The organism is Streptomyces sp. 7N604, from assembly GCF_052245475.1.
Classification (GTDB): domain Bacteria; phylum Actinomycetota; class Actinomycetes; order Streptomycetales; family Streptomycetaceae; genus Streptomyces.
In genome coordinates, this window is sequence record NZ_JBQQBX010000002.1 from 232,897 (window position 1) to 252,421 (window position 19,525).

The window sequence follows — 19,525 nt, forward strand, 5'->3', positions numbered from 1 at the left end:
CGCTGCTTGTTCAGGGACTCTATTGCAATGCGGTGGAATTTCCGACGGGCGGGGCCGGAACATGGATATCTTTTGGCCAGAGCGGCTGTGAAACAGGCCACGAAACGGGTCAGATACGCACTCCGTGCGAGCGGAGATAGGCCACGGGGTCCATGTCGGAGCCGTAGTCGGCGGACGTACGGGCCTCGAAGTGCAGGTGCGGACCCGAGGTGTTGCCCGTGCTGCCCGACAGGGCGATCCGCTGCCCCGGGGTGACGCTCTGGCCGACGGAGACGCGGATCGCCGACAGGTGGCCGTACTGCGTGTACGTGCCGTCCTTCATCCTGATCACGACGTTGTAGCCGTACGCGCCGGCCCAGCCCGCCTCGACGACGGTGCCCGCGCCCACCGCGCGTACCGAGGTTCCGGCCGCGGCGTGGAAGTCCACGCCGGTGTGGGCCCCGGAGGACCAGGCGCCGCCCCCCGCCCCGTACGCGGTGGAGATATAGCTGCCCTCGACCGGCAGCACGAAGGCGTTCAGCCGCTTGCGCTCGGCCTCGCGCGCCGCGCGCTCCTTTCTGGCCCTGGCCTCCGCCGCCCGCTTCTTCGCCTCGGCCTCGGCCCTGGCTCGCGCGGCGGCCTCGTCGGCCGCGGTCCGCTGGGCCTGCGCCTGGGCGCTGATCGTCTCGGCGAGCGAGTCGTCCAGGACGATCGCCTGGCGCAGCCCGGTCTGTTCGGCCTCGGGCGGCTGAGCGGGCGCGGCGAGCGCGGAGCCCGAGGCGAGGGAGGCCACGACGCCAGTGGTGGCGAGGGTGGCTATGCCTGCGATGTTCGCGCCCGAGCGGACGAGGCGGCTCGGACGGCGGTGCTTCCCGGTGGCACGGGTGAACGACGCCATGCGGCGGCGGTGCTCCTTTCCTTCCTTCTCGCCTACCGGGTTAGCTGACGGGTTCGGAGCAGGAAGGTCTCCTACGGGCCCCTCCGCCAGGAGGCGCCCGATTCACCCCAGGGACTCACAGTTCGGGTCCCCGGCTCCCCTGGCTCGCGCCGTACGGGGACTCGGCGATGACTGCCCGGGGCCGCGGGTGCGGCGCGTGGTCGGCCGGACAGCCGGACCGACGCTAAACGGGACATCTTTCAATCGCCAAAGAAATCAGGGCGTTTGTAGCCGACACCACACAACAAACGGCCGACTCATCAACAAACCCGGGCATACGGAAGTACCCCGGAGCAACGGACGCTCCGGGGTACTTCGTCACTCCCGCGAGAGAGCTTGACGCGACGTCAGCCGGTGACGACCTTCACCTCGCCGATGCCCAGGGCCCGTACGGGCTCCTCGATGGCGGACGCGTCGCCGACGAGGATGGTGACCAGGCGGTCGGACGGGAAGGCGCTGACGACCGCCGCGGTCGCCTCCACGGTGCCGGTGTCGGCGAGCCGCGCGTACAACTGCCCCTGGTAGTCGTCCGGAAGATGCTGCTCCACCTGGTCGGCGAGGGTGCCCGCGACCGCCGCCGACGTCTCGTACTTGAGCGGGGCGACGCCGACGAGGTTCTGCACGGCGGTGTCCCGCTCCGCGTCCGTCAGGCCCTCGGCCGCCAGCGTGCGGAGGACCTTCCAGGCGTCCTCGAGCGCGGGGCCCGTGGAGGCGGTGTCCACCGAGCCACTGATGGCGAGCAGGGACGCGCCCGTGCCGTCCGGGGCCGAGCGCAGCACCTGGCCGAAGGCGCGCACGCCGTAGGTGTAGCCCTTCTCCTCGCGCAGCACCCGGTCGAGACGGGAGGTGAGGGTGCCGCCGAGGCAGTAGATGCCGAGCACCTGGGCGGGCCAGACCCGGTCGTGGCGGTCCGGGCCGATACGGCCGATCAGCAGCTGGGTCTGGACGGCTCCGGGGCGGTCGACGATCACGACGCGGCCGGTGTCCTCAGCGGTCACCGGCGGTACGGGGCGGGGCGCGGCCGTGGTGCCGGTCCAGGCGCCCAGGGTGTCGCCGAGGACCGCGGCGAGGTCGATGCCCGTCAGGTCGCCGACGACCACCGCGGTGGCGGTGGCGGGCCGGACGTGCGCCTCGTAGAAGGCCCGTACGGCGGCGGCGTCGATGCGCTCGACGGTCTCCTCGGTGCCCTGCCGGGGCCGGGACATCCGGGAGGTGGCCGGGAACAGCTCCTTGGAGAGCTCCTTGGCGGCGCGGCGGGCCGGGTTGGCCTGCTCGTGCGGGATCTCGTCGAGGCGGTTGCGGACCAGCCGCTCGACCTCGCTGTCCGGGAACGCGGGGGCGCGCAGGGCGTCGGCGAGCAGGCCGAGCGCCTTGGACAGCCGGGAGGCCGGGACCTCCAGGGAGACGCGGACGCCGGGGTGGTCGGCGTGCGCGTCGAGGGTGGCGCCGCAGCGCTCCAGCTCCGCTGCGAAGTCCTCCGCGGTGTGCTTGTCGGTGCCCTCCGACAGCGCCCGCGCCATGATCGTGGCCACGCCGTCCAGGCCCGCGGGCTCGGCGTCGAGCGGCGCGGCCAGGTTCACTTCGACGGCGACGACCTGCTGGCCGGGGCGGTGGCAGTGCAGCACGGTCAGGCCGTTGGCGAGAGTGCCGCGCTCGGGGGCCGGGAAGGCCCAGGGCTTGGCGATCCCGCCCTGCGGCTGCGGGTGGAAGGTCATGGTGGGGCCGGCGTCGCTCACTGGGCCGCCTCCTGTCCTGCGTTGTCGTCGGCCTGGCTGTCTGCGGGTGCTGTCGGCTCGTAGACGAGGACCGCGCGGTTGTCGGGGCGCAGCCGGGCGGCGGCCACGGCCTTGACCTCGTCTGCGGTGATGGCCAGGAGCCGGTCGACGGCGGTCAGCGCCAGCTGGGGGTCGCCGAACAGCACCGCGTAACGGCAGAGCTGGTCGGCGCGGCCGCCGACGGTGGCGAGCTGGTCCAGCCACTCCCGCTCCAGCTGCGCCTGGGCGCGCTCCATCTCCTCCGGCGTCGGGCCCTTCTCCGCGAACCGGGCCAGCTCCTCGTCGACGGCGGCCTCGATGTCCGGGACCTCGACGCCGCCGGAGGTCTTCACGTCCAGCCAGCCGAGCGAGGGGGCGCCGGCCAGCCGCAGCAGGCCGAAGCCGGCGGCCACGGCCGTACGGTCGCGGCGCACCAGGCGGTTGTGGAGCCGGGAGGACTCGCCGCCGCCGAGGACGGTGAGCGCGAGGTCGGCGGCGTCGGCCTCACGGGTGCCGTCGTGCGGGAGGCGGTAGGCGGCCATCAGGGCGCGGGCCGGGACCTCCTCCTCGACGACCTCGCGCAGCTGCCGGCCGATGACGTCCGGGAGCGAGCCGTCGCGCGGCGCCGGCTTGCCGTCGTGGGCCGGGATGGTGCCGAAGTACTTCTCGATCCAGGCGAGCGTCTGCTCCGGGTCGATGTCGCCGACCACCGACAGCACGGCGTTGTTCGGCGCGTAGTAGGTGCGGAAGAAGTTCCGCGCGTCCTCAAGGGAGGCGGCGTCCAGGTCGGCCATGGAGCCGATCGGGGTGTGGTGGTACGGGTGGCCCTCGGGGTAGGCCATGGCCACCAGCTTCTCGAACGCGGTGCCATAGGGCACGTTGTCGTAGCGCTGGCGGCGCTCGTTCTTCACGACGTCCCGCTGGTTCTCCAGGCCGTCCTCGTCGAGCGCGGCCAGCAGGCTGCCCATGCGGTCGGCCTCCAGCCAGAGTGCGAGCTCGAGCTGGTGGGCGGGCATGGTCTCGAAGTAGTTGGTGCGCTCGAAGCTGGTGGTGCCGTTCAGGGAGCCGCCTGCGCCCTGGACCAGCTCGAAGTGGCCGTTGCCCTTCACCTGGCCGGAGCCCTGGAACATCAGGTGCTCGAAGAGGTGGGCCAGGCCGGTGCGGCCCTTGACCTCGTGGCGGGAGCCGACGTCGTACCAGAGGCAGACCGCGGCGACCGGGGTCAGGTGGTCCTCGGAGAGCACCACGCGCAGACCGTTGTCCAGGCGGTGCTCGGTCGCTTTCAGGCCGCCGGAACCGGCCTGTTGCGTGGCCGTGTGACCCATGGGCATGTACGTCCCTTCGATCGCGGGATGGCAGAGGTCGTAAAGAGTCCTGCCACTGTATGCAAGCGTGCTGCCACCTGGCGAAGTTCCCGTACCGTACGGGGGTCATACGGGTAGGTGGAACGCGCTGTCGGTGGGTGGGTCCACAATGGTCGGCGTCAGATCCTCCCTCCTGCTGCCGCCTCCGGGGCGCGGGAGGGGCCCGGAACACACCGCTGAAGGCAGTTTCTAAGGAGCAGCAGCCGCGATGGCCCGCCGCAGTACGAAGACCCCGCCGCCGGACGAGTTCGAGGAGCGCATCCTCGACATCGACGTCGTCGACGAGATGCAGGGTTCCTTCCTCGAGTACGCCTACTCGGTCATCTACTCGCGCGCCCTCCCCGACGCCCGCGACGGCATGAAGCCGGTGCACCGCCGCATCGTGTACCAGATGAACGAGATGGGCCTGCGCCCCGACCGGGGCTATGTGAAGTGCGCCCGCGTCGTCGGCGAGGTGATGGGCAAGCTGCACCCGCACGGCGACGCGTCGATCTACGACGCGCTGGTGCGCATGGCGCAGCCCTTCTCGATGCGGCTGCCGCTGGTGGACGGGCACGGCAACTTCGGCTCGCTGGGCAACGACGACCCGCCGGCCGCGATGCGGTACACCGAGTGCCGGATGGCCTCCGCCACCTCCCTGATGACGGAGTCCATCGACGAGGACACCGTCGACTTCGTCCCCAACTACGACGGCCAGGAGCGGGAGCCGCTCGCGCTCCCCGCCGCCTATCCGAACCTGCTGGTCAACGGCGCATCCGGGATCGCCGTCGGCATGGCGACCAACATGCCGCCGCACAACCTCAGCGAGGTGATCGCCGCCGCCCGGCACCTGATCAGGCACCCGAACGCGGACCTCGAGACCCTGATGCGGCACGTGCCGGGTCCCGACCTGCCGACCGGCGGCAAAATCGTGGGGCTCAGCGGGGTCCGGGACGCGTACGAGACGGGGCGCGGCTCGTTCCGGATCCGCGCGACCGTGGCGGTGGAGAATGTCACGGCCCGCCGCAAGGGCCTGGTGGTCACCGAGCTGCCGTTCACGGTCGGCCCGGAGAAGGTGATCTCCAAGATCAAGGACCTGGTCAACGCGAAGAAGTTGCAGGGCATCGCGGACGTCAAGGACCTCACCGACCGGGCCCACGGCCTGCGCCTGGTGATCGAGATCAAGAACGGTTTCGTTCCGGAGGCCGTGCTGGAGCAGCTCTACAAGCTGACGCCGATGGAGGAGTCGTTCGGCATCAACAACGTCGCGCTGGTGGACGGCCAGCCGCTGACGCTGGGCCTGAAGGAGATGCTCGAGGTCTATCTGGACCACCGCTTCACCGTGGTCAGGCGGCGCAGCGAGTTCCGGCGCGGCAAGCGCCGCGACCGGCTGCACCTGGTCGAGGGCCTGCTGGTCGCGCTGATCGACATCGACGAGGTCATCCGGATCATCCGGTCGAGCGAGAACTCGGCGGAGGCGAAGGGGCGCCTGATGGACCGCTTCTCGCTGAGCGATGTCCAGACGCAGTACATCCTGGACACCCCGCTGCGCCGGCTGACCAAGTTCGACCGGCTGGAGCTGGAGTCGGAGCGCGACCGTCTCGGCGTGGAGATCGAGGAGCTGACCCGGATCCTGGAGTCGGACGCGGAGCTGCGCAAGGTCGTCTCCGGCGAACTGGCCCAGGTGGCGAAGAAGTTCGGCACCCCGCGGCGTACGATCCTGCTGGAGTCGGCGGGCGTCCAGGTCGCTGCGGTCCCGCTGCAGGTCGCGGACGACCCGTGCCGGGTGCTGATGTCCTCCACCGGGCTGCTGGCCCGTACGGCGAACGGCGAACCGCTCGGCCCGGACGACGCGAAGCGCTCCAAGCACGATGTGATCGTCTCGGCGGTCCCGGCGACGGCCCGCGGCGAGGTGGGCGCGGTGACCTCTGAGGGGCGGCTGCTGCGGCTCTCGGTGATCGATCTGCCGATGCTGCCCGACACGGCCACGGTTCCGAACCTGGCGGGCGGCGCCCCGATCGCGGAGTTCCTCACGCTGGAGCCGGACGAGGCGGTCGTGTGCCTGACCACCCTGGACGAGTCCTCGCCCGGCCTCGCGCTGGGCACCGAGCAGGGCGTCGTCAAGCGCGTGGTGCCCGACTACCCGTCCAACAAGGACGAGTTGGAGGTCATCTCGCTCAAGGAGGGCGACCGGGTCGTCGGCGGCGTCGAGCTGCGGACCGGCGAGGAGGACCTGGTCTTCATCACCGACGACGCGCAGTTGCTGCGCTACCCGGCGGGGGCGGTCCGGCCGCAGGGCCGTCCGGCGGGCGGCATGGCGGGCATCAAGCTCACGGCCGGGGCGAAGGTGGTCTTCTTCGGGGCGGTGGACCCGGCGGCGGACGCCGCGGTGTTCACGATCGCCGGGGCGCTGGACACCCTCGACGGCAGCTCGCAGGGCACGGCCAAGCTGACCCCGTTCGACCAGTACCCGCGCAAGGGGCGGGCAACGGGCGGCGTGCGCTGCCAGCGGTTCCTCAAGGGCGAGGACTGCCTGGTCCTGGCCTGGGCGGGCGCCGTTCCGGCTCGTGCGGCGACGACGAACGGCACTCCGGCGGAGCTGCCGGAACCGGACCCGCGGCGCGACGGCTCGGGCGTGCCGCTGGCGAAGGCGGTGGCGGTGGTGGCGGGGCCGGTGTAGCCGGTACGCGGGCGTGGCCGGGCTCGGGGGGCGAGGGTGGCCCGGCCGGGGTGACCGGTACGCGGGTGTGGCCGCGCTGCAGTGACCGGTGCGCAGGCGTGGCCCGGCCGGTGCGCCCCGTCCGCGCGCCGGGTCCGGTTATGCCTGCGCGTAGCGCAGGACGCCCCACATGCTCTCGGGACCGGCCTTCTGCGGGCCGGTCCCGGCGCATGCCGCGAGCCCCCGCCGCAGGGCGCCGGCGTCGATGCCGGCGCCGATCATCACCAGCCGGGTGGAGCGCTTCTCGCCGCGCGCCCACGGCGACGGGTAGAAGCGCAGGAAGTCGCCGACCGCGTGCAGGGCGAACTTCTGCCGGTGCCCGGCCACCGCGAAGTGGACGAAGCCCTTGATGCGGTAGAGGCCCTCCGGCCGGGCGTCGAGGAACTCCATGAGGCGGCGCGGGTCCATGGGATCGTCGGACGTGAAGGCCACGCTCTCGTAGGCGGCGTGGAGGTGGTGGGCGTGGTCGTGCTGATGGCCGTGCTCGTGACCGCTGCCGTGGCCGTGGCCATGGCCGTGCTTCTGGTCGTGCTTCTGGCCGTGCTCTTCGTCGGCGCACAGCTCGTCGAACGAGAGCTGGCGGACGGCCGGTTCCCGGTCCGCCCCCTGCCGCCGGTCGAAGAGCAGCTCCGGGTCCACCCGGCCGTAGGAGGCGTGCACCACGGGCCTTCCGGGGCTGAGCCGCGCGAGCTCTTCGAGGAGCGCCGAGCGGGCCTCCTCCGCCACGCGGTCGGTCTTGTTCAGCACCACCAGATCGGCGACCCCCAAGTGCCGGTCGAGCTCCGGGTGCCTGGCCCGGGTTTCCGGGAACTCCGCCGCGTCGACGACCTCGACCAGTCCGCCGTAGACGATCCGCTGGTTCGTGCTGGAGAGGATCAGCCTGATCATCTCCTCCGGCTCGGCCAGGCCGCTCGCCTCGATGACGATCACGTCGATACGGGCCGCGGGGCGGGTGAGCCGGTCCAGCATCTCGTCCATGTCGCTGGTGTCGACGGCGCAGCAGAGGCAGCCGTTGCCCAGCGAGATCATCGAGTCGACCTGTCCGGCGACGGTCATGGCGTCGATCTCGATGCTGCCGAAGTCGTTGACGATCGCGCCGATACGGCTGCCTCTGCTGTTGCGGAGGAGATGGTTGAGCAGGGTGGTCTTGCCCGATCCCAGGAAGCCCGCGAGGACGATGACGGGGATCTGCTTCTTGGCCACGCCCAGATCGTAGTCAGGCCGCGGGAACGGCCGGGCGGCCGGGCGGCCGGGCGAGATGCGGCTCGGCACCCGCACACCGTCTCGCCACCCGGCGACCCCGGCACCAGCCGCCGGCACCAGCCCTTGTCGCAGGCGGCCCGGACCCCCGTCCCGGGCCACCTCATCCGTAGCTGCCGCGGTCACTCCCCCGCCCGTCACGCCACGGCTGCCCTCACGCCGTGGGGTGACGGCTAAGCGGCCGGGACCGGCTCCGCCGGAGGCGGGCCCACATAGCGGGCCGCGGGCCGGATGATCTTGCTGTCCTCGGCCTGCTCCAGGATGTTCGCACTCCAGCCCACCACCCGGGCCGCGGCGAAGGTCGGCGTGAACATCTCCCGCGGGATCCCGCAGAGTTCCATCACCACCCCCGCGTAGAACTCCACGTTGGTGTGCAGCTCCCGGCCCGGCTTGAGCTCCGCGAGGATCGCCTCGACCCGCCCCTCGACCTGGACGGCGAGCTCCACCAGCGGGCCGCCGAACTCCTCGGCGATGCCGCGGAGCATCCGCGAACGCGGGTCCTCCGTGCGGTAGACGGCGTGCCCGAAGCCCATGATCCGCTCCCCGGCGAGGACCCGCTCCCGGACCCAGGGGTCGATCCGCTCCGGCGTCCCGATGGCGTCGAGCGTGTCCAGGGCGCGGCTCGGTGCGCCCCCGTGCAGCGGCCCCGACAGGGCACCGACCGCCCCCACGAGGCATGCGGCCAGATCGGCTCCGGTCGAGGCGATGACCCGGGCGGTGAACGTCGAGGCGTTGAAACCGTGTTCGACGGTGGAGATCAGGTAGTGCTCGATCACACGGGCCCGGGCCGGGTCCGGCTCCGAACCCGTGAGCATGTAGAGGTAGTTGGCCGCGTACGGCAGGTCGTCCCGGGGCGCGAGGGGCTCCTCGCCACGGCCGAGCCGGTACAGCGCGGTGAGCAGGGTCGGGACGGCGGCGCAGGCGGCCAGGGCGTCCTCGCGGCGCCGCTCGGCCCCGGTGTCGTAGAGCGGCCGGAAACCGGCCGACGCCCCGAGCAGTGACAGCGCGGTGCGCAGGCCCGCGAGCGGGCCGGAAGCGGAGCCGGCACGGGCGATGGCGGGCAGGGCGGCGGACACGTCAGCGGGCAGGTGTCGCAGAGCGGCGGTCCGGGCGGTGAAGGCGGCGCGCTCGACCGGGTCCGGGAGCGCGCCGTGGAGCATGAGGTGCCAGACGTCCTCGAAGGTACGGGTCCCTGCCAGCTCGACGGCGGAGTACTGGCGGTAGTGGTAGAAGCCCTCGCTCCCCCGTACGTCCCCGAGCGCGGTGTCCGTGACGACGACTCCCGTGAGCCCACGGGGCACGGCAGTCGGCGGGATGGTCTGCATGGTGTCCTCCCAAAAGTGTTGATTCGACTGTCCATGCTTGATTCAATGTGCGTCAAGATTGATTCAATCAATATGAGCAGGCGGAGCCATGACGGACGAGGGCGACGGAGCACAGCGGCAGGGACGACGGCTGACCACACGCGAGGCCGCGGACCGGCTGGGCGTGAAGCCGGAGACGGTCTACGCGTACGTGAGCCGCGGGCTGCTGACCAGCCGCCGTGCGCCCGGGGGCCGCGGCAGCACCTTCGACCCGAAGGAGGTCGAGGCGCTCGCCCGGCACGGCCGCCGCGACCAGCCCGCCCCGGGCGCCGACGCCGTGTCGACGTGGGGCGGCCCGGCCATCGGCACCGGCATCACCCTCATCGGCCGGGACCGCTTCTACTACCGGGGCGTCGACGCCACCGAGCTCACCCGGCGGTACGGCTACGAAGAGGTCGCCGAGTGGCTGTGGACCGGCACGATGACGCCCGGCATCCGGTTCTCCGCGCCCGAGGAGGCCCTCGCGGCCGCCCGCCGGGCCGTGGCCGCCCTGCCCCCGCACAGCGGCCCGACGGACCGGCTGCGGGTGGCCGCCGTCGCCGCCGCGGCCGCCGACCCGCTCCGGTTCGACCTGTCGGAGACGACCGTCCTGGCCACCGCCCGCAGCCTGATCCCGACGCTGGTCGGCGCCCTCCCCCTCGCCGGGCGCGCACCGGGCCCGCGCACGGAGCTGGCACAGCGGCTGTGGCCCCGGCTGACGGCCACCCCCGACACCAAGGCGTCCGTCCGGGCCCTGGACGGGGCTCTGGTGCTGCTCATCGATCACGATCTGGCGGCGTCCACGCTCGCCGCGCGCGTGGCCGCGTCGGCGCGCGCCCACCCGTACGCCGTGGTCTCCGCGGGCCTCGGCGCGCTCGAAGGACCGCTGCACGGCGCCGCCAGCGGTCTCGCGCACCGGATGCTGGCCGAGGCCCTGGAGCGGGGCAGCGCGGCCGCGGTCGTCGCCGACCACCTGCGGGCCGGGCGCCGGGTGCCGGGGCTCGGGCACCGGCTCTATCCGGGCGAAGACCCGCGCGCACAGGCGCTGTTCGCGCTGCTCGAGGAGATGCCGCGGTCCGCCCGCGCGCTGGAGGCGGCCCGTGAGGTGGAGGCGACGACGGCCCGCCACGTGCCGCTGCACGCCAATGTCGACCTGGCGCTCGCCGTGCTGACGGTGTCCACGGGCATGCCGCCCGAGGCGGGCGAGACGGTCTTCGCCGTGGCCCGTACGGCGGGCTGGATCGCCCATGCGCTGGAGGAGTACGCGGAGCGGCCACTGAGAATGCGCCCCAGCGGCCGCTACCGCGGGCCGCGCCCGCCCCAGCCGCTGCCCTAACAGGCGGTGCCGCCCGGCTCCCGGTCCCTCCCGACCGGGCCCGGTAAGCCTCCGCGCGCTGGGCAGCGGCATCGCCATCTCCAACCAGCAGTCCTGTCCGATCAGCAGTCCTGCCCGATCCTTGTGCCGTCGTTCACCGCTGCCCCGGCCTCGACAGAGGTGAGCCGGCAGCGCGGCGCCTGGCGGCCGCGGTGGCGTATGGCGGACCCAGCGAGCGGCCCGGGCCGGGCGACCGCGCAGGCGAGACGGCGGCCGGGCGTACGGCGTCGGGTGCGCGGCCAGGCCGCCATGTCCTGTGGAAGCCGCTCAACCTCCAGCAGGACGCTTGTGCCCGGGAGTTCGGCGGGCTCCCCGGCGAGCTCGGCGACGCGGACGAGTCCGCGCGTGCGCGAGCTCGCCGGCCGCGCGCGGCGGATACCCAGCGCCGGGTCGGTGGGCACGCCGTGCGCCTCGGTCGCGGAGTCGAAGCCGGTGCCGTCGCGACCGAAGCAGGTGCTCGTACAGGTCATGTCGTGGCTGCACAGCATCCAGGTCGCAGCCGCGCCAACGCGCGCGTGCGCGGCGAGGCTGGTGTCGATGGAGGCGCGCAGTGAGGTTAGGGTCACCTCTGTGAGTACCTGCGCCACCGCATCGCGGAAGCTGGCCGAGCCTCTCGCGGGCACTTCGGCCACCGCCCGCACGTGGCTGCTGGTCGAACAGCCCGGCCCCTGGGGCGCCAAGGCCCTCACCTCCAGCCACCTCGACCCGGCGGTCGGGCGCGCCCTGGAGCGGGCGGCCGAAGGGACCGGCGTACGGGTCGCGCTCATCCGGCGGCCCGGCCGCCACGCCGACTGCCACACCCCCTCCCGGCGCCGGGTCTACGCCGCGCACACCCTGCCCGGCCGGTCCTGGATCCGTACGGCCGAACTGACCGGCCCCGAGCCGCTGCTCGGCCTCGACTTCGCGGCCCTGGGCGCGGGCGAGTCCGGCGGCCTGGAAAGCCCGTGGGAGGCGTACGAGGGCGATCCCCTCGCCCTCGTCTGCACCAACGGCAAACGCGACCGCTGCTGCGCGCTGCTGGGCCGGACACTCGCGGCCGAGCTGGCGGCCTCGGGCGCGGGCGGCGTCTGGGAGGTCACGCACATCGGCGGCCACCGGTTCGCCCCCACCCTTTTCGTGCTCCCGCACGGCTACGCGTACGGCCGGGCCACCGCCCACGCGGCCAAGGACGTCCTGGAGGCGGCGCGCGCGGGCCGTGTCGTCACGGCGGACGCCCGCGGCCGCTCGGCCTGGGAGCGGCCGGGACAGGCGGCCGACCTGGCCGTGAGGGGGCTCACCGGCGAGGACCGGGCAGGCGCCCTCGACATCGTGAGCGTGGCCGTCCGGACCGATGGCCCGGGCCCCGGTCCGGCCTGGACCGTGACCGTCGCCCACGCGGACGGCCGGACCTGGCACGTCGACATCGCGCAGGGAACGGCCGAGCCGCCGCGTCCGGAGAGCTGCGGCTCAGCACTCGGCTCCCCCGCCCGGATGGACGTCCTGGCCGTCCGCGAGGCGGCCCCCGCCGCGTAGGCCCGTCTCGTAGGCCCGTCTCGTAGGCCCGTCTCGTAGGCCCGTCTCGTAGGCCCGTCTCGTAGCCGCGCCTCGTAAGCCCCGCCTCCTGGGCGAGGCGACCGGCGGCGCGCATTCCGACGCGCCCCTGTTCTGCGCTTTTCGCTCGCGCTACAACAACAGCCAGGACCTGGCCGCGGACAGCGCTCACCCCGGCCGCCCCCCTTACCCTTCGTTCACATGACCGAATCGGAAGAGGGCGCTCCGCACCGGAGCGGTGAGCAGCGAGACGGAGGCGGACGCATGCGCATCGGATGGCCCCGCCGCGTCTTCTCGCAGGTGCTGCTCATGCAGCTCGCCATCGCCACCGGCGTCACCGCGCTCGCCACCGGGCTGTTCCTCGCCCCGCTCGGCGACCAGCTCGACGACCAGGCCATGCGCCGGGCCCTCGCGATCGCGCAGACCACCGCCGCCCGCCCCGGCCTCGCCCAGGATCTCCAGCGGACCGCGCCCTCCCCCGAAGGCCCCGTCCAGGCCGAGGCCGAACGCATCCGCAGGTCCACCGGCGCCGAGTACATCGTGGTCATGGACGAGCGCGGCGTCCGTTGGTCGCACACCTCGCCAGACGAGATCGGCCACCACGTCTCCACCGACCCCAGCGCCGCGCTCGCGGGCCAGGAGGTCATGCAGATCGACAACGGGACCCTCGGGCGGTCGGCCCGCGGCAAGGTGCCGCTGCGCGAAGCCGACGGCGACATCGTCGGCGCCGTGTCGGTCGGCATCGCGTACGAGAGCGTGCGCGACCGGCTGATCTCGGCCGTTCCGGGGCTGCTGGCGTACGCGGGCGGCGCCCTCGCCGTCGGCGCCCTCGCGGCGTACGTCGTCTCCCGCAGGCTCCAGCGGCGCACCCACGACCTGGCCTTCTCCGACATCTCCGCGCTGCTCGCCGAGCGCGAGGCGATGCTGCACGGCATCCGCGAAGGCGTGGTCGCGCTCGACGCGCGGGGCAGGATCCGGCTGGTGAACGACGAGGCGCAGCGGCTCCTCGGCATCGGCCCCGCGGACACCGGGAAGCCACTGGACGAGGTGCTGGGCCCCGGCCGTACGACCGACGTGCTGGCCGGCCGGGTGACCGGCGACGATCTGCTGACCGTCCGGGGCAACCGGGTGCTCGTCGCCAACCGCATGCCGACCGATGACGGCGGTGCCGTGGCCACCCTGCGCGACCGCACCGAACTGGAGCGGCTCGGCCGGGAACTGGACGGAACCCGCGGCCTCATCGACGCGCTCCGCGCCCAGGACCACGAACACGCCAACCGGATGCACACCCTGCTGGGGCTGCTCGAGCTCGGCCTCTACGAGGAGGCTGTGGAGTTCGTCACCGAGGTCGTCGGCGTGCACCGGGCGACGGCGGAGCAGGTCACGGAGCGGGTGCACGACCCGCTGCTGGCCGCCCTGCTGGTCGGCAAGGCGACGGTCGCGGCGGAGCGCGGCGTCGGCCTGCGGATCTCCGGGGACACGCTGCTGCCGGACCGGGTGGTCGACCCGCGCGGCCTGGTGACCGTGGTGGGCAACCTCGTCGACAACGCGCTGGACGCGGCCGCCGGCACCCAGGAGCCCCTGGTGGAGGTGGCGCTGCGGGCGGAGGGGCGTACGGCGGTGCTGCGGGTCGGCGACTCCGGCCCCGGCGTCCCGCCGGGACAGCGCGAACTCATCTTCACCGAGGGCTGGTCCACCAAGGACCCCCCGTCGCACGGACAGCGCGGGATCGGGCTCGCGCTGGTGCGGCGGCTGGCCGAGCGGCAGGGCGGCAGCGCCCTGGTCGGCGCCCGGGAGGGCGGCGGGGCCGAGTTCACGGTCGTTCTGCCGGAGGCCCTCGCCGAGGAGCTGACGGAGGATCTGACCGAGCCCGGACTGGCCGAGGCAGGAGAGGTGCGATGAGCGGCCCGATGAGCGGCGCACCGATCGACGTCCTGGTCGTGGACGACGACGTACGCGTCGCCAGGATCAACGCGGCGTACGTCGCGAAGGTCTCCGGCTTCCGCGTCGCGGGCACCGCGCACACCGCGGCCGAGGCCCTCGCCTTCCTGGAGGGCAACGAGGTCGATCTGGTCCTGCTCGACCACTACCTGCCGGACGAGACCGGTCTCGCGCTGGTGGGGCGGCTGCGGCAGCTCGGCCACCACACCGACGTGATCATGGTGACGGCGGCCAGGGACATCGCGACGGTCCAGGCCGCGATGCGCCACGGCGCGCTGCAGTACCTCGTCAAGCCCTTCACCTTCGCCGGACTTCGCGCCAAGCTCGAGGGCTACGCCGCGCTGCGCCGCGCCCTCGGCAGCGGCGGCGAGGCCGAACAGGACCAGGTGGACAGGATCTTCGGGGCACTCGGCGGTGCCTCGGCGGGCCCCGCCGAACTGCCCAAGGGGCACTCGGCGCTCACGGCCGACCTCGTCCGGGAGGTGCTGCGGGGCGCGGAGGGCCCGCTGTCGGCGCAGGAGGTCGCCGAGCGGTCAGGGCTCAGCAGGCAGACCGCGCAGCGCTATCTGAAGCTCCTGGAGCGGGCGGGACGGGTCCGGATGAGCCTGAGGTACGGAGAGACGGGCCGCCCCGAGCACCGCTACCTGTGGGACCGGGCCTGACCGGTCCGACCTGGCCTCACCCGGTCCGGAAACGGACGCGGCACGGGCCCGCGCACGCGGCACGGGCCCGCGCACGCGGCGCAGCTCGCTTCCCGGCACGGAGCGCCGGGCCTAGGCGGCCCCCGCACCCGTCAGTGACCGCACCTCCGTCTCGGCATGCCTGGCCGCCCGGTCCGGCTCTTCGCGAGACGTCACCGTTCCCAGCCAGCCCGCCAGGAAGCCGAGCGGTACGGACACGAGACCGGGGTTCTGCAGCGGGAAGAGCGCGAAGTCCGCGCCGGGGACGATCGATTCGGGGCTGCCGGACACCACGGGTGAGAGCAACACCAGCACCACGGCCGGCACCAGGCCCCCGTAGACGGCCCACAGCGCACCCCGCGTGGTGAAGCGGCTCCAGAAGAGGGCGTAGAGGAGCACGGGGAGGTTTGCGGAGGCGGCCACGGCAAAGGCGAGGCCGACCAGGAACGCCACATTGAGGTCCTGCGCGAGCAGCCCGAGGGCGATGGCCACCGCCCCGATGCCCACGGCGGAAGCCCGCGCCACCGCGACCTCGCTGCGCTGCCCTGCGCGGCGGCCGCGGCGCAGCGACGCGTACAGGTCGTGGGCCACGGACGCGGACGAGGCGAGCGTGATGCCCGCGACGACGGCGAGGATCGTGGCGAAGGCGACGGCGGCGACCACGGCGAAGAGCACCGTCCCGCCGGTGGAGCCGGGCCCGCCGCCGAGGTCGAGGGCGAGCAGCGGAACGGCCGTGTTCCCGGCGGGGTTGGAGGCGCGTACGGCATCCGTGCCGACGACGGCGGCCGCGCCGAACCCGAGCACGATCGTCATGAGGTAGAAACCGCCGATCAGCCCGATCGCCCAGACGGCCGAGCGGCGGGCGGCGCGGGCCGTCGGCACCGTGTAGAAGCGGGACAGGATGTGCGGCAGCCCGGCGGTGCCGAGGACGAGCGCGAGGCCGAGGCTGATGAAGTCCAGCCGGGCGGTCCAGTCGCCGCCATACGCGAGCCCGGGCGCGAGGAAGTCCCGCCCGTGGCCGCTGCGTTCCGCCGCGGTGGTGAGCAGGACGCCGAGATGGCCGTCGAAGCGTACGAGGACGAACGCGGTCAGGGCAGCGGCCCCGCCCATCAGCAGTACGGCCTTGACGATCTGGATCCAGGTGGTGGCCCGCATGCCGCCGAAGGAGACGTAGACGACCATCAGCGCGCCGACCACGACGACGGCCCAGGTGCGAACGCCAGGCCCCGAGCCGCCGAGCAGGAGCACGACCAGGCTGCCCGCGCCGACCATCTGAGCGACCAGATAGAGCACGGAGACCGTGACCGAGGAGATGCCCGCGGCGATCCGTACGGGGCGCTCCCGGACGCGGGCGGCGACGACGTCGGCGAGCGTGAACCGGCCGCAGTTGCGGACGAGTTCGGCGACGAGCAGCAGGACGACGAGCCACGCGACGAGGAAGCCGACGCAGTAGAGCAGGCCGTCGTAGCCGAAGAGCGCGATCAGGCCGGAGATGCCGAGGAAGGAAGCGGCCGACATGTAGTCGCCGGAGATGGCGAAACCGTTCTCCATGGGCGAGAACAACCTCCCGCCCGCGTAGAACTCCTCCGCGGAACCGCGCCGTCTGCGGCTCACCCACGTGGTGATCGCGAGAGTCGCGGCGACGAAGGCGCTGAACAGCACGAGCGCCAGCGTCTGGTGCTCCGTGGCCGCGAGCCCGCCGGTCAACGCCCCTGCTCCCGCGTCAGCTCCTGGGTCTCCCAGCGGAGCTCGAGGGCCGCCCGGTCCCGGCGCAGCCGCGCGTGCCGGGCGTAGGCGCAGGTCAGCAGGAACGTCGTGGCGAACTGGGCGAGCCCGGCCAGCATCGCGACGTTCAGCGGCCCTCCGGCGACCGGCCGCGCCATCAGGCCGGGGGCCGCGGTCGCGGCGATCACGTACGCGAAGTACCAGGCCAGGAAGGCGATCGAGGCGGGCAGTACGAAGCGGCGGTACCGGCCGCGCACCTCCTGGAAGGCCGCGCTGTGCTGCACCGCCAGATAGACGTCCGCGGCGGACTCGGGCCGGGGCGGACGCTGGGCTGCGGCAGCCAGGGCACCCGGCCGCCTTCCGCCCGGCTGCCTTCCGCCCGCCCGCGACGGGCTCTCATGGCCCTCATGGCTCTCATGGGCGTGCTCGTCCCAGCCCGAGGCGACCACGTCGTACCAGGGGTCGTCGAGCCGGGTCGTTCCGGCATCGGGCCTGTCGTGTCTTTCCACCCCGGACTCCCTTGCTCCGCGGACTGGTGGCCGCGCAGCAAGGATGGACAGAGCGGGAAGATCCCGGAATCTCTTATCCCGGACGTTCACCCCATCAGGTGAAGAATCCGGCGTTACGTACGGTTTGGTGTCAGGCGTCGATGCGCGAACGGTCCAGCGTGGCCGCGGAGTTGGTGATGAATTCCTTGCGCGGCGCGACCTCGTTGCCCATGAGCAGGTCGAAGGCCGCCTCCGCCGCCTCCAGGTCGCTGATGTTGACCCGGCGCAGCGTCCGGTGGCGCGGGTCCATCGTGGTCTCCGCGAGCTGGTCCGCGTCCATCTCGCCAAGGCCCTTGTAGCGCTGGATGCTGTCCTTGAAACGGATGTTCTTGGCCTGGAGTTCCAGCAGCTTCTCGCGCAACTCGCTGTCGGAGTACGTGTAGATGTACTTGTCCTGGCCCTTCTTGGGGTTGGTCAGCTCGATCCGGTGCAGCGGCGGCACCGCCGAGAAGACCCGGCCCTGCTCGACCATGGGCCGCATGTAGCGCTGGAAGAGGGTCAGCAGCAGACAGCGGATGTGCGCCCCGTCGACATCGGCGTCGGCCAGGAAGATGACCTTGCCGTAGCGCGCCTGGTCGATGTCGAAGGTCCGGCCGGAACCGGCTCCTATCACCTGGATGATCGCGCCGCACTCGGCGTTCTTGAGCATGTCGGAGACCGACGACTTCTGAACGTTGAGGATCTTTCCGCGGATCGGCAGCAGCGCCTGGAACTCGGAGTTCCGCGCGAGCTTGGCCGTGCCGAGCGCCGAGTCGCCCTCGACGATGAACAGCTCGCTGCGGTCCACGGCGTCGCTGCGGCAGTCGGCCAGCTTCGCCGGCAGCGAGGAGGACTCCAGCGCGGTCTTCCGGCGCTGCGCCTCCTTGTGCTGCCGCGCCGCGATACGCGTACGGGCCGCCGCGACGACCTTCTCCAGCACCGCTCTGGCCTGCGCCTTGGCGTCCCGCTTCGTCGACGTCAGGAAGGCCTTGAGCTCCTTGGCCACGACGGCCGCCACGATCCGGGACGCGGCGGAGGTGCCCAGCACCTCCTTGGTCTGGCCCTCGAACTGCGGCTCGGCGAGCCGGACCGTCACGACTGCCGTGAGCCCCTCCATGGCGTCGTCCTTGACGACGTCGTCCTCGGCGACCCGGAGCAGCTTGGTGGAACGCAGCACCTCGTTGATCGTCCGGGTGACCGACCGCTCGAAGCCCGCGACATGGGTGCCGCCCTTGGGGGTGGCGATGATGTTGACGAACGACCTGGTCATCGTGTCGTAGCCGGTGCCCCAGCGCAGCGCGATGTCGACGCCCAGCTCGCGGGTGACCTCGGTCGGCGTCATATGGCCGCGGTCGTCCAGGACCGGGACGGTCTCCTTGAAGGTGCCCTGCCCGGTCAGCCGCAGCACGTCGCACACGGCCTTGTCCTGCGCCAGGTACTCGCAGAACTCGCTGATGCCGCCGTCGAACCGGAAGACCTCCTCCACCGGCTGGTCGGCCTCGAGCCCACGCTCGTCCCGTACGACGATGGTCAGGCCAGGCACCAGGAACGCCGTCTGCCGGGCGCGCGCGTGCAGCGTGTCCAGCGAGAGCTTGGCGTCCTTGAGGAAGATCTGGCGGTCCGCCCAGTAGCGCACCCGGGTGCCGGTCCGGGTCTTCGGCACCTTCTTGCCCTTCAGCAGGCCGCTCGACGGGTCGAACGGCGCGTCCGGGCCCGACTCGGTGAAGATGCCGGGCACGCCTCGCCGGAAGCTGATCGAGTGCGTGCGGCTGCCGCGGTCGACCTCGACGTCGAGCCGCGCGGACAGGGCGTTGACGACCGACGCTCCGACGCCGTGCAGACCGCCGGAGGCCGCGTACGAGCCGCCGCCGAACTTTCCGCCCGCGTGCAGCTTGGTCATGACGACCTCGACGCCCGACAGGCCGGTCTTCGGCTCGACGTCGACCGGGATGCCGCGGCCGTTGTCCCGCACCTCGACCGAGCCGTCCTCGTGGAGCAGGACCTCGATCCGGTCGCAGTGGCCGCCGAGGGCCTCGTCGACGGAGTTGTCGATGATCTCCCAGAGGCAGTGCATGAGGCCCCGGCTGTCGGTCGAGCCGATGTACATGCCCGGGCGCTTGCGCACGGCCTCCAGGCCCTCGAGGACGAGCAGGTGCCGCGCGGTGTAATTGGAACCGTCGCGGTCTGCTCCCGTCAGCAGCGCAGTGGACGGCACGGACGTCTCGGCGGTCACGCGGTTCGCTCCTCGCTGAATTTCTGTTGGATCCGGGTGGGGACTCAGAGATGACTGTGTCGCCCGTCAGAGGGTACCGAGGCTTGATAGAGCCGTTGTGCCGCCACCCGTCAGGACGTCCATGCTAGTCCAGAGTCGTTCGTACGTTCGATACCCGGGAGGGATGACGCGAACATCAC

Annotated in this window: 14 protein-coding genes and 1 riboswitch; of the genes, 5 read left to right on the top strand and 9 right to left on the bottom strand. The window is 72.6% G+C overall.

Annotation, left to right across the window (positions count from 1 at the left end):
* Positions 1 to 109: 109 nt before the first annotated feature.
* The 3 genes from ACTWP8_RS03255 to ACTWP8_RS03265 all read right to left on the bottom strand — a co-directional run bounded on the left by ACTWP8_RS03255 (position 110) and on the right by ACTWP8_RS03265 (position 4,001).
* Positions 110 to 877: a M23 family metallopeptidase gene (locus tag ACTWP8_RS03255; protein WP_443320618.1), complete on the bottom strand. Its 768-nt coding sequence runs from the start codon at positions 875 to 877 to the stop codon at positions 110 to 112.
* A 15-nt stretch (positions 878 to 892) separates the two neighbouring features.
* A riboswitch (cyclic di-AMP (ydaO/yuaA leader) is annotated at positions 893 to 1,054 on the bottom strand.
* Between the two features lie 209 nt (positions 1,055 to 1,263).
* Entirely contained in the window at positions 1,264 to 2,631 is a 1,368-nt protein-coding gene (locus ACTWP8_RS03260; protein WP_443320709.1) for a M16 family metallopeptidase, read from the bottom strand.
* 17 nt (positions 2,632 to 2,648) lie between these two features.
* The gene (locus tag ACTWP8_RS03265) at positions 2,649 to 4,001 is read right to left on the bottom strand and encodes a M16 family metallopeptidase (RefSeq protein ID WP_443320619.1); all 1,353 of its coding nucleotides are present in this window, start codon (positions 3,999 to 4,001) and stop codon (positions 2,649 to 2,651) included.
* Positions 4,002 to 4,242: 241 nt separating this feature from the next.
* Here ACTWP8_RS03265 and ACTWP8_RS03270 point away from each other — a divergent pair, with 241 nt between their 5' ends.
* Positions 4,243 to 6,693 (top strand): DNA gyrase/topoisomerase IV subunit A, encoded by a 2,451-nt coding sequence (locus ACTWP8_RS03270; RefSeq protein WP_443320620.1) that lies wholly within the window; start codon positions 4,243 to 4,245, stop codon positions 6,691 to 6,693.
* 138 nt (positions 6,694 to 6,831) lie between these two features.
* Here ACTWP8_RS03270 and ACTWP8_RS03275 read toward each other — a convergent pair whose 3' ends face one another.
* Together ACTWP8_RS03275 and ACTWP8_RS03280 are read right to left on the bottom strand one after the other, a co-directional pair.
* A complete protein-coding gene (locus ACTWP8_RS03275; RefSeq protein WP_443320621.1) occupies positions 6,832 to 7,935 on the bottom strand; it encodes a CobW family GTP-binding protein in 1,104 nt (367 codons plus the stop codon).
* A gap of 230 nt (positions 7,936 to 8,165) precedes the next feature.
* The gene (locus ACTWP8_RS03280; RefSeq protein WP_443320622.1) at positions 8,166 to 9,317 is read right to left on the bottom strand and encodes a citrate synthase/methylcitrate synthase; all 1,152 of its coding nucleotides are present in this window, start codon (positions 9,315 to 9,317) and stop codon (positions 8,166 to 8,168) included.
* Positions 9,318 to 9,405: 88 nt separating this feature from the next.
* Here ACTWP8_RS03280 and ACTWP8_RS03285 point away from each other — a divergent pair, with 88 nt between their 5' ends.
* Positions 9,406 to 10,671: a citrate/2-methylcitrate synthase gene (locus ACTWP8_RS03285; RefSeq protein WP_443320623.1), complete on the top strand. Its 1,266-nt coding sequence runs from the start codon at positions 9,406 to 9,408 to the stop codon at positions 10,669 to 10,671.
* Between the two features lie 101 nt (positions 10,672 to 10,772).
* Here ACTWP8_RS03285 and ACTWP8_RS03290 read toward each other — a convergent pair whose 3' ends face one another.
* Complete coding sequence (locus ACTWP8_RS03290) at positions 10,773 to 11,276, bottom strand: hypothetical protein (RefSeq protein ID WP_443320624.1); 504 nt, start codon at positions 11,274 to 11,276, stop codon at positions 10,773 to 10,775.
* Between the two features lie 4 nt (positions 11,277 to 11,280).
* On the opposite strand from ACTWP8_RS03290, the gene ACTWP8_RS03295 reads away from it, so the two are divergent.
* The 3 genes from ACTWP8_RS03295 to ACTWP8_RS03305 all read left to right on the top strand — a co-directional run bounded on the left by ACTWP8_RS03295 (position 11,281) and on the right by ACTWP8_RS03305 (position 14,843).
* Positions 11,281 to 12,222 carry a sucrase ferredoxin gene (locus ACTWP8_RS03295; protein ID WP_443320625.1) on the top strand — a complete coding sequence of 314 codons (942 nt, stop codon included), beginning with the start codon at positions 11,281 to 11,283 and terminating at the stop codon, positions 12,220 to 12,222.
* Between the two features lie 219 nt (positions 12,223 to 12,441).
* Positions 12,442 to 14,142 (top strand): ATP-binding protein, encoded by a 1,701-nt coding sequence (locus ACTWP8_RS03300; protein ID WP_443320626.1) that lies wholly within the window; start codon positions 12,442 to 12,444, stop codon positions 14,140 to 14,142.
* Positions 14,139 to 14,843 carry a response regulator gene (locus ACTWP8_RS03305; protein WP_443320627.1) on the top strand — a complete coding sequence of 235 codons (705 nt, stop codon included), beginning with the start codon at positions 14,139 to 14,141 and terminating at the stop codon, positions 14,841 to 14,843. The genes ACTWP8_RS03300 and ACTWP8_RS03305 overlap by 4 nt, the downstream gene beginning before the upstream one ends.
* A gap of 111 nt (positions 14,844 to 14,954) precedes the next feature.
* On the opposite strand, the gene ACTWP8_RS03310 is transcribed toward ACTWP8_RS03305, so the two are convergent.
* The 3 genes from ACTWP8_RS03310 to ACTWP8_RS03320 all read right to left on the bottom strand — a co-directional run bounded on the left by ACTWP8_RS03310 (position 14,955) and on the right by ACTWP8_RS03320 (position 19,346).
* The gene (locus ACTWP8_RS03310; RefSeq protein ID WP_443320628.1) at positions 14,955 to 16,568 is read right to left on the bottom strand and encodes a solute symporter family protein; all 1,614 of its coding nucleotides are present in this window, start codon (positions 16,566 to 16,568) and stop codon (positions 14,955 to 14,957) included.
* A complete protein-coding gene (locus ACTWP8_RS03315) occupies positions 16,565 to 17,095 on the bottom strand; it encodes a DUF485 domain-containing protein (protein WP_443320629.1) in 531 nt (176 codons plus the stop codon). The genes ACTWP8_RS03310 and ACTWP8_RS03315 overlap by 4 nt, the downstream gene beginning before the upstream one ends.
* Positions 17,096 to 17,225: 130 nt before the next feature.
* Positions 17,226 to 19,346 carry a DNA gyrase/topoisomerase IV subunit B gene (locus ACTWP8_RS03320; protein ID WP_443320630.1) on the bottom strand — a complete coding sequence of 707 codons (2,121 nt, stop codon included), beginning with the start codon at positions 19,344 to 19,346 and terminating at the stop codon, positions 17,226 to 17,228.
* Positions 19,347 to 19,525 lie beyond the last annotated feature (179 nt).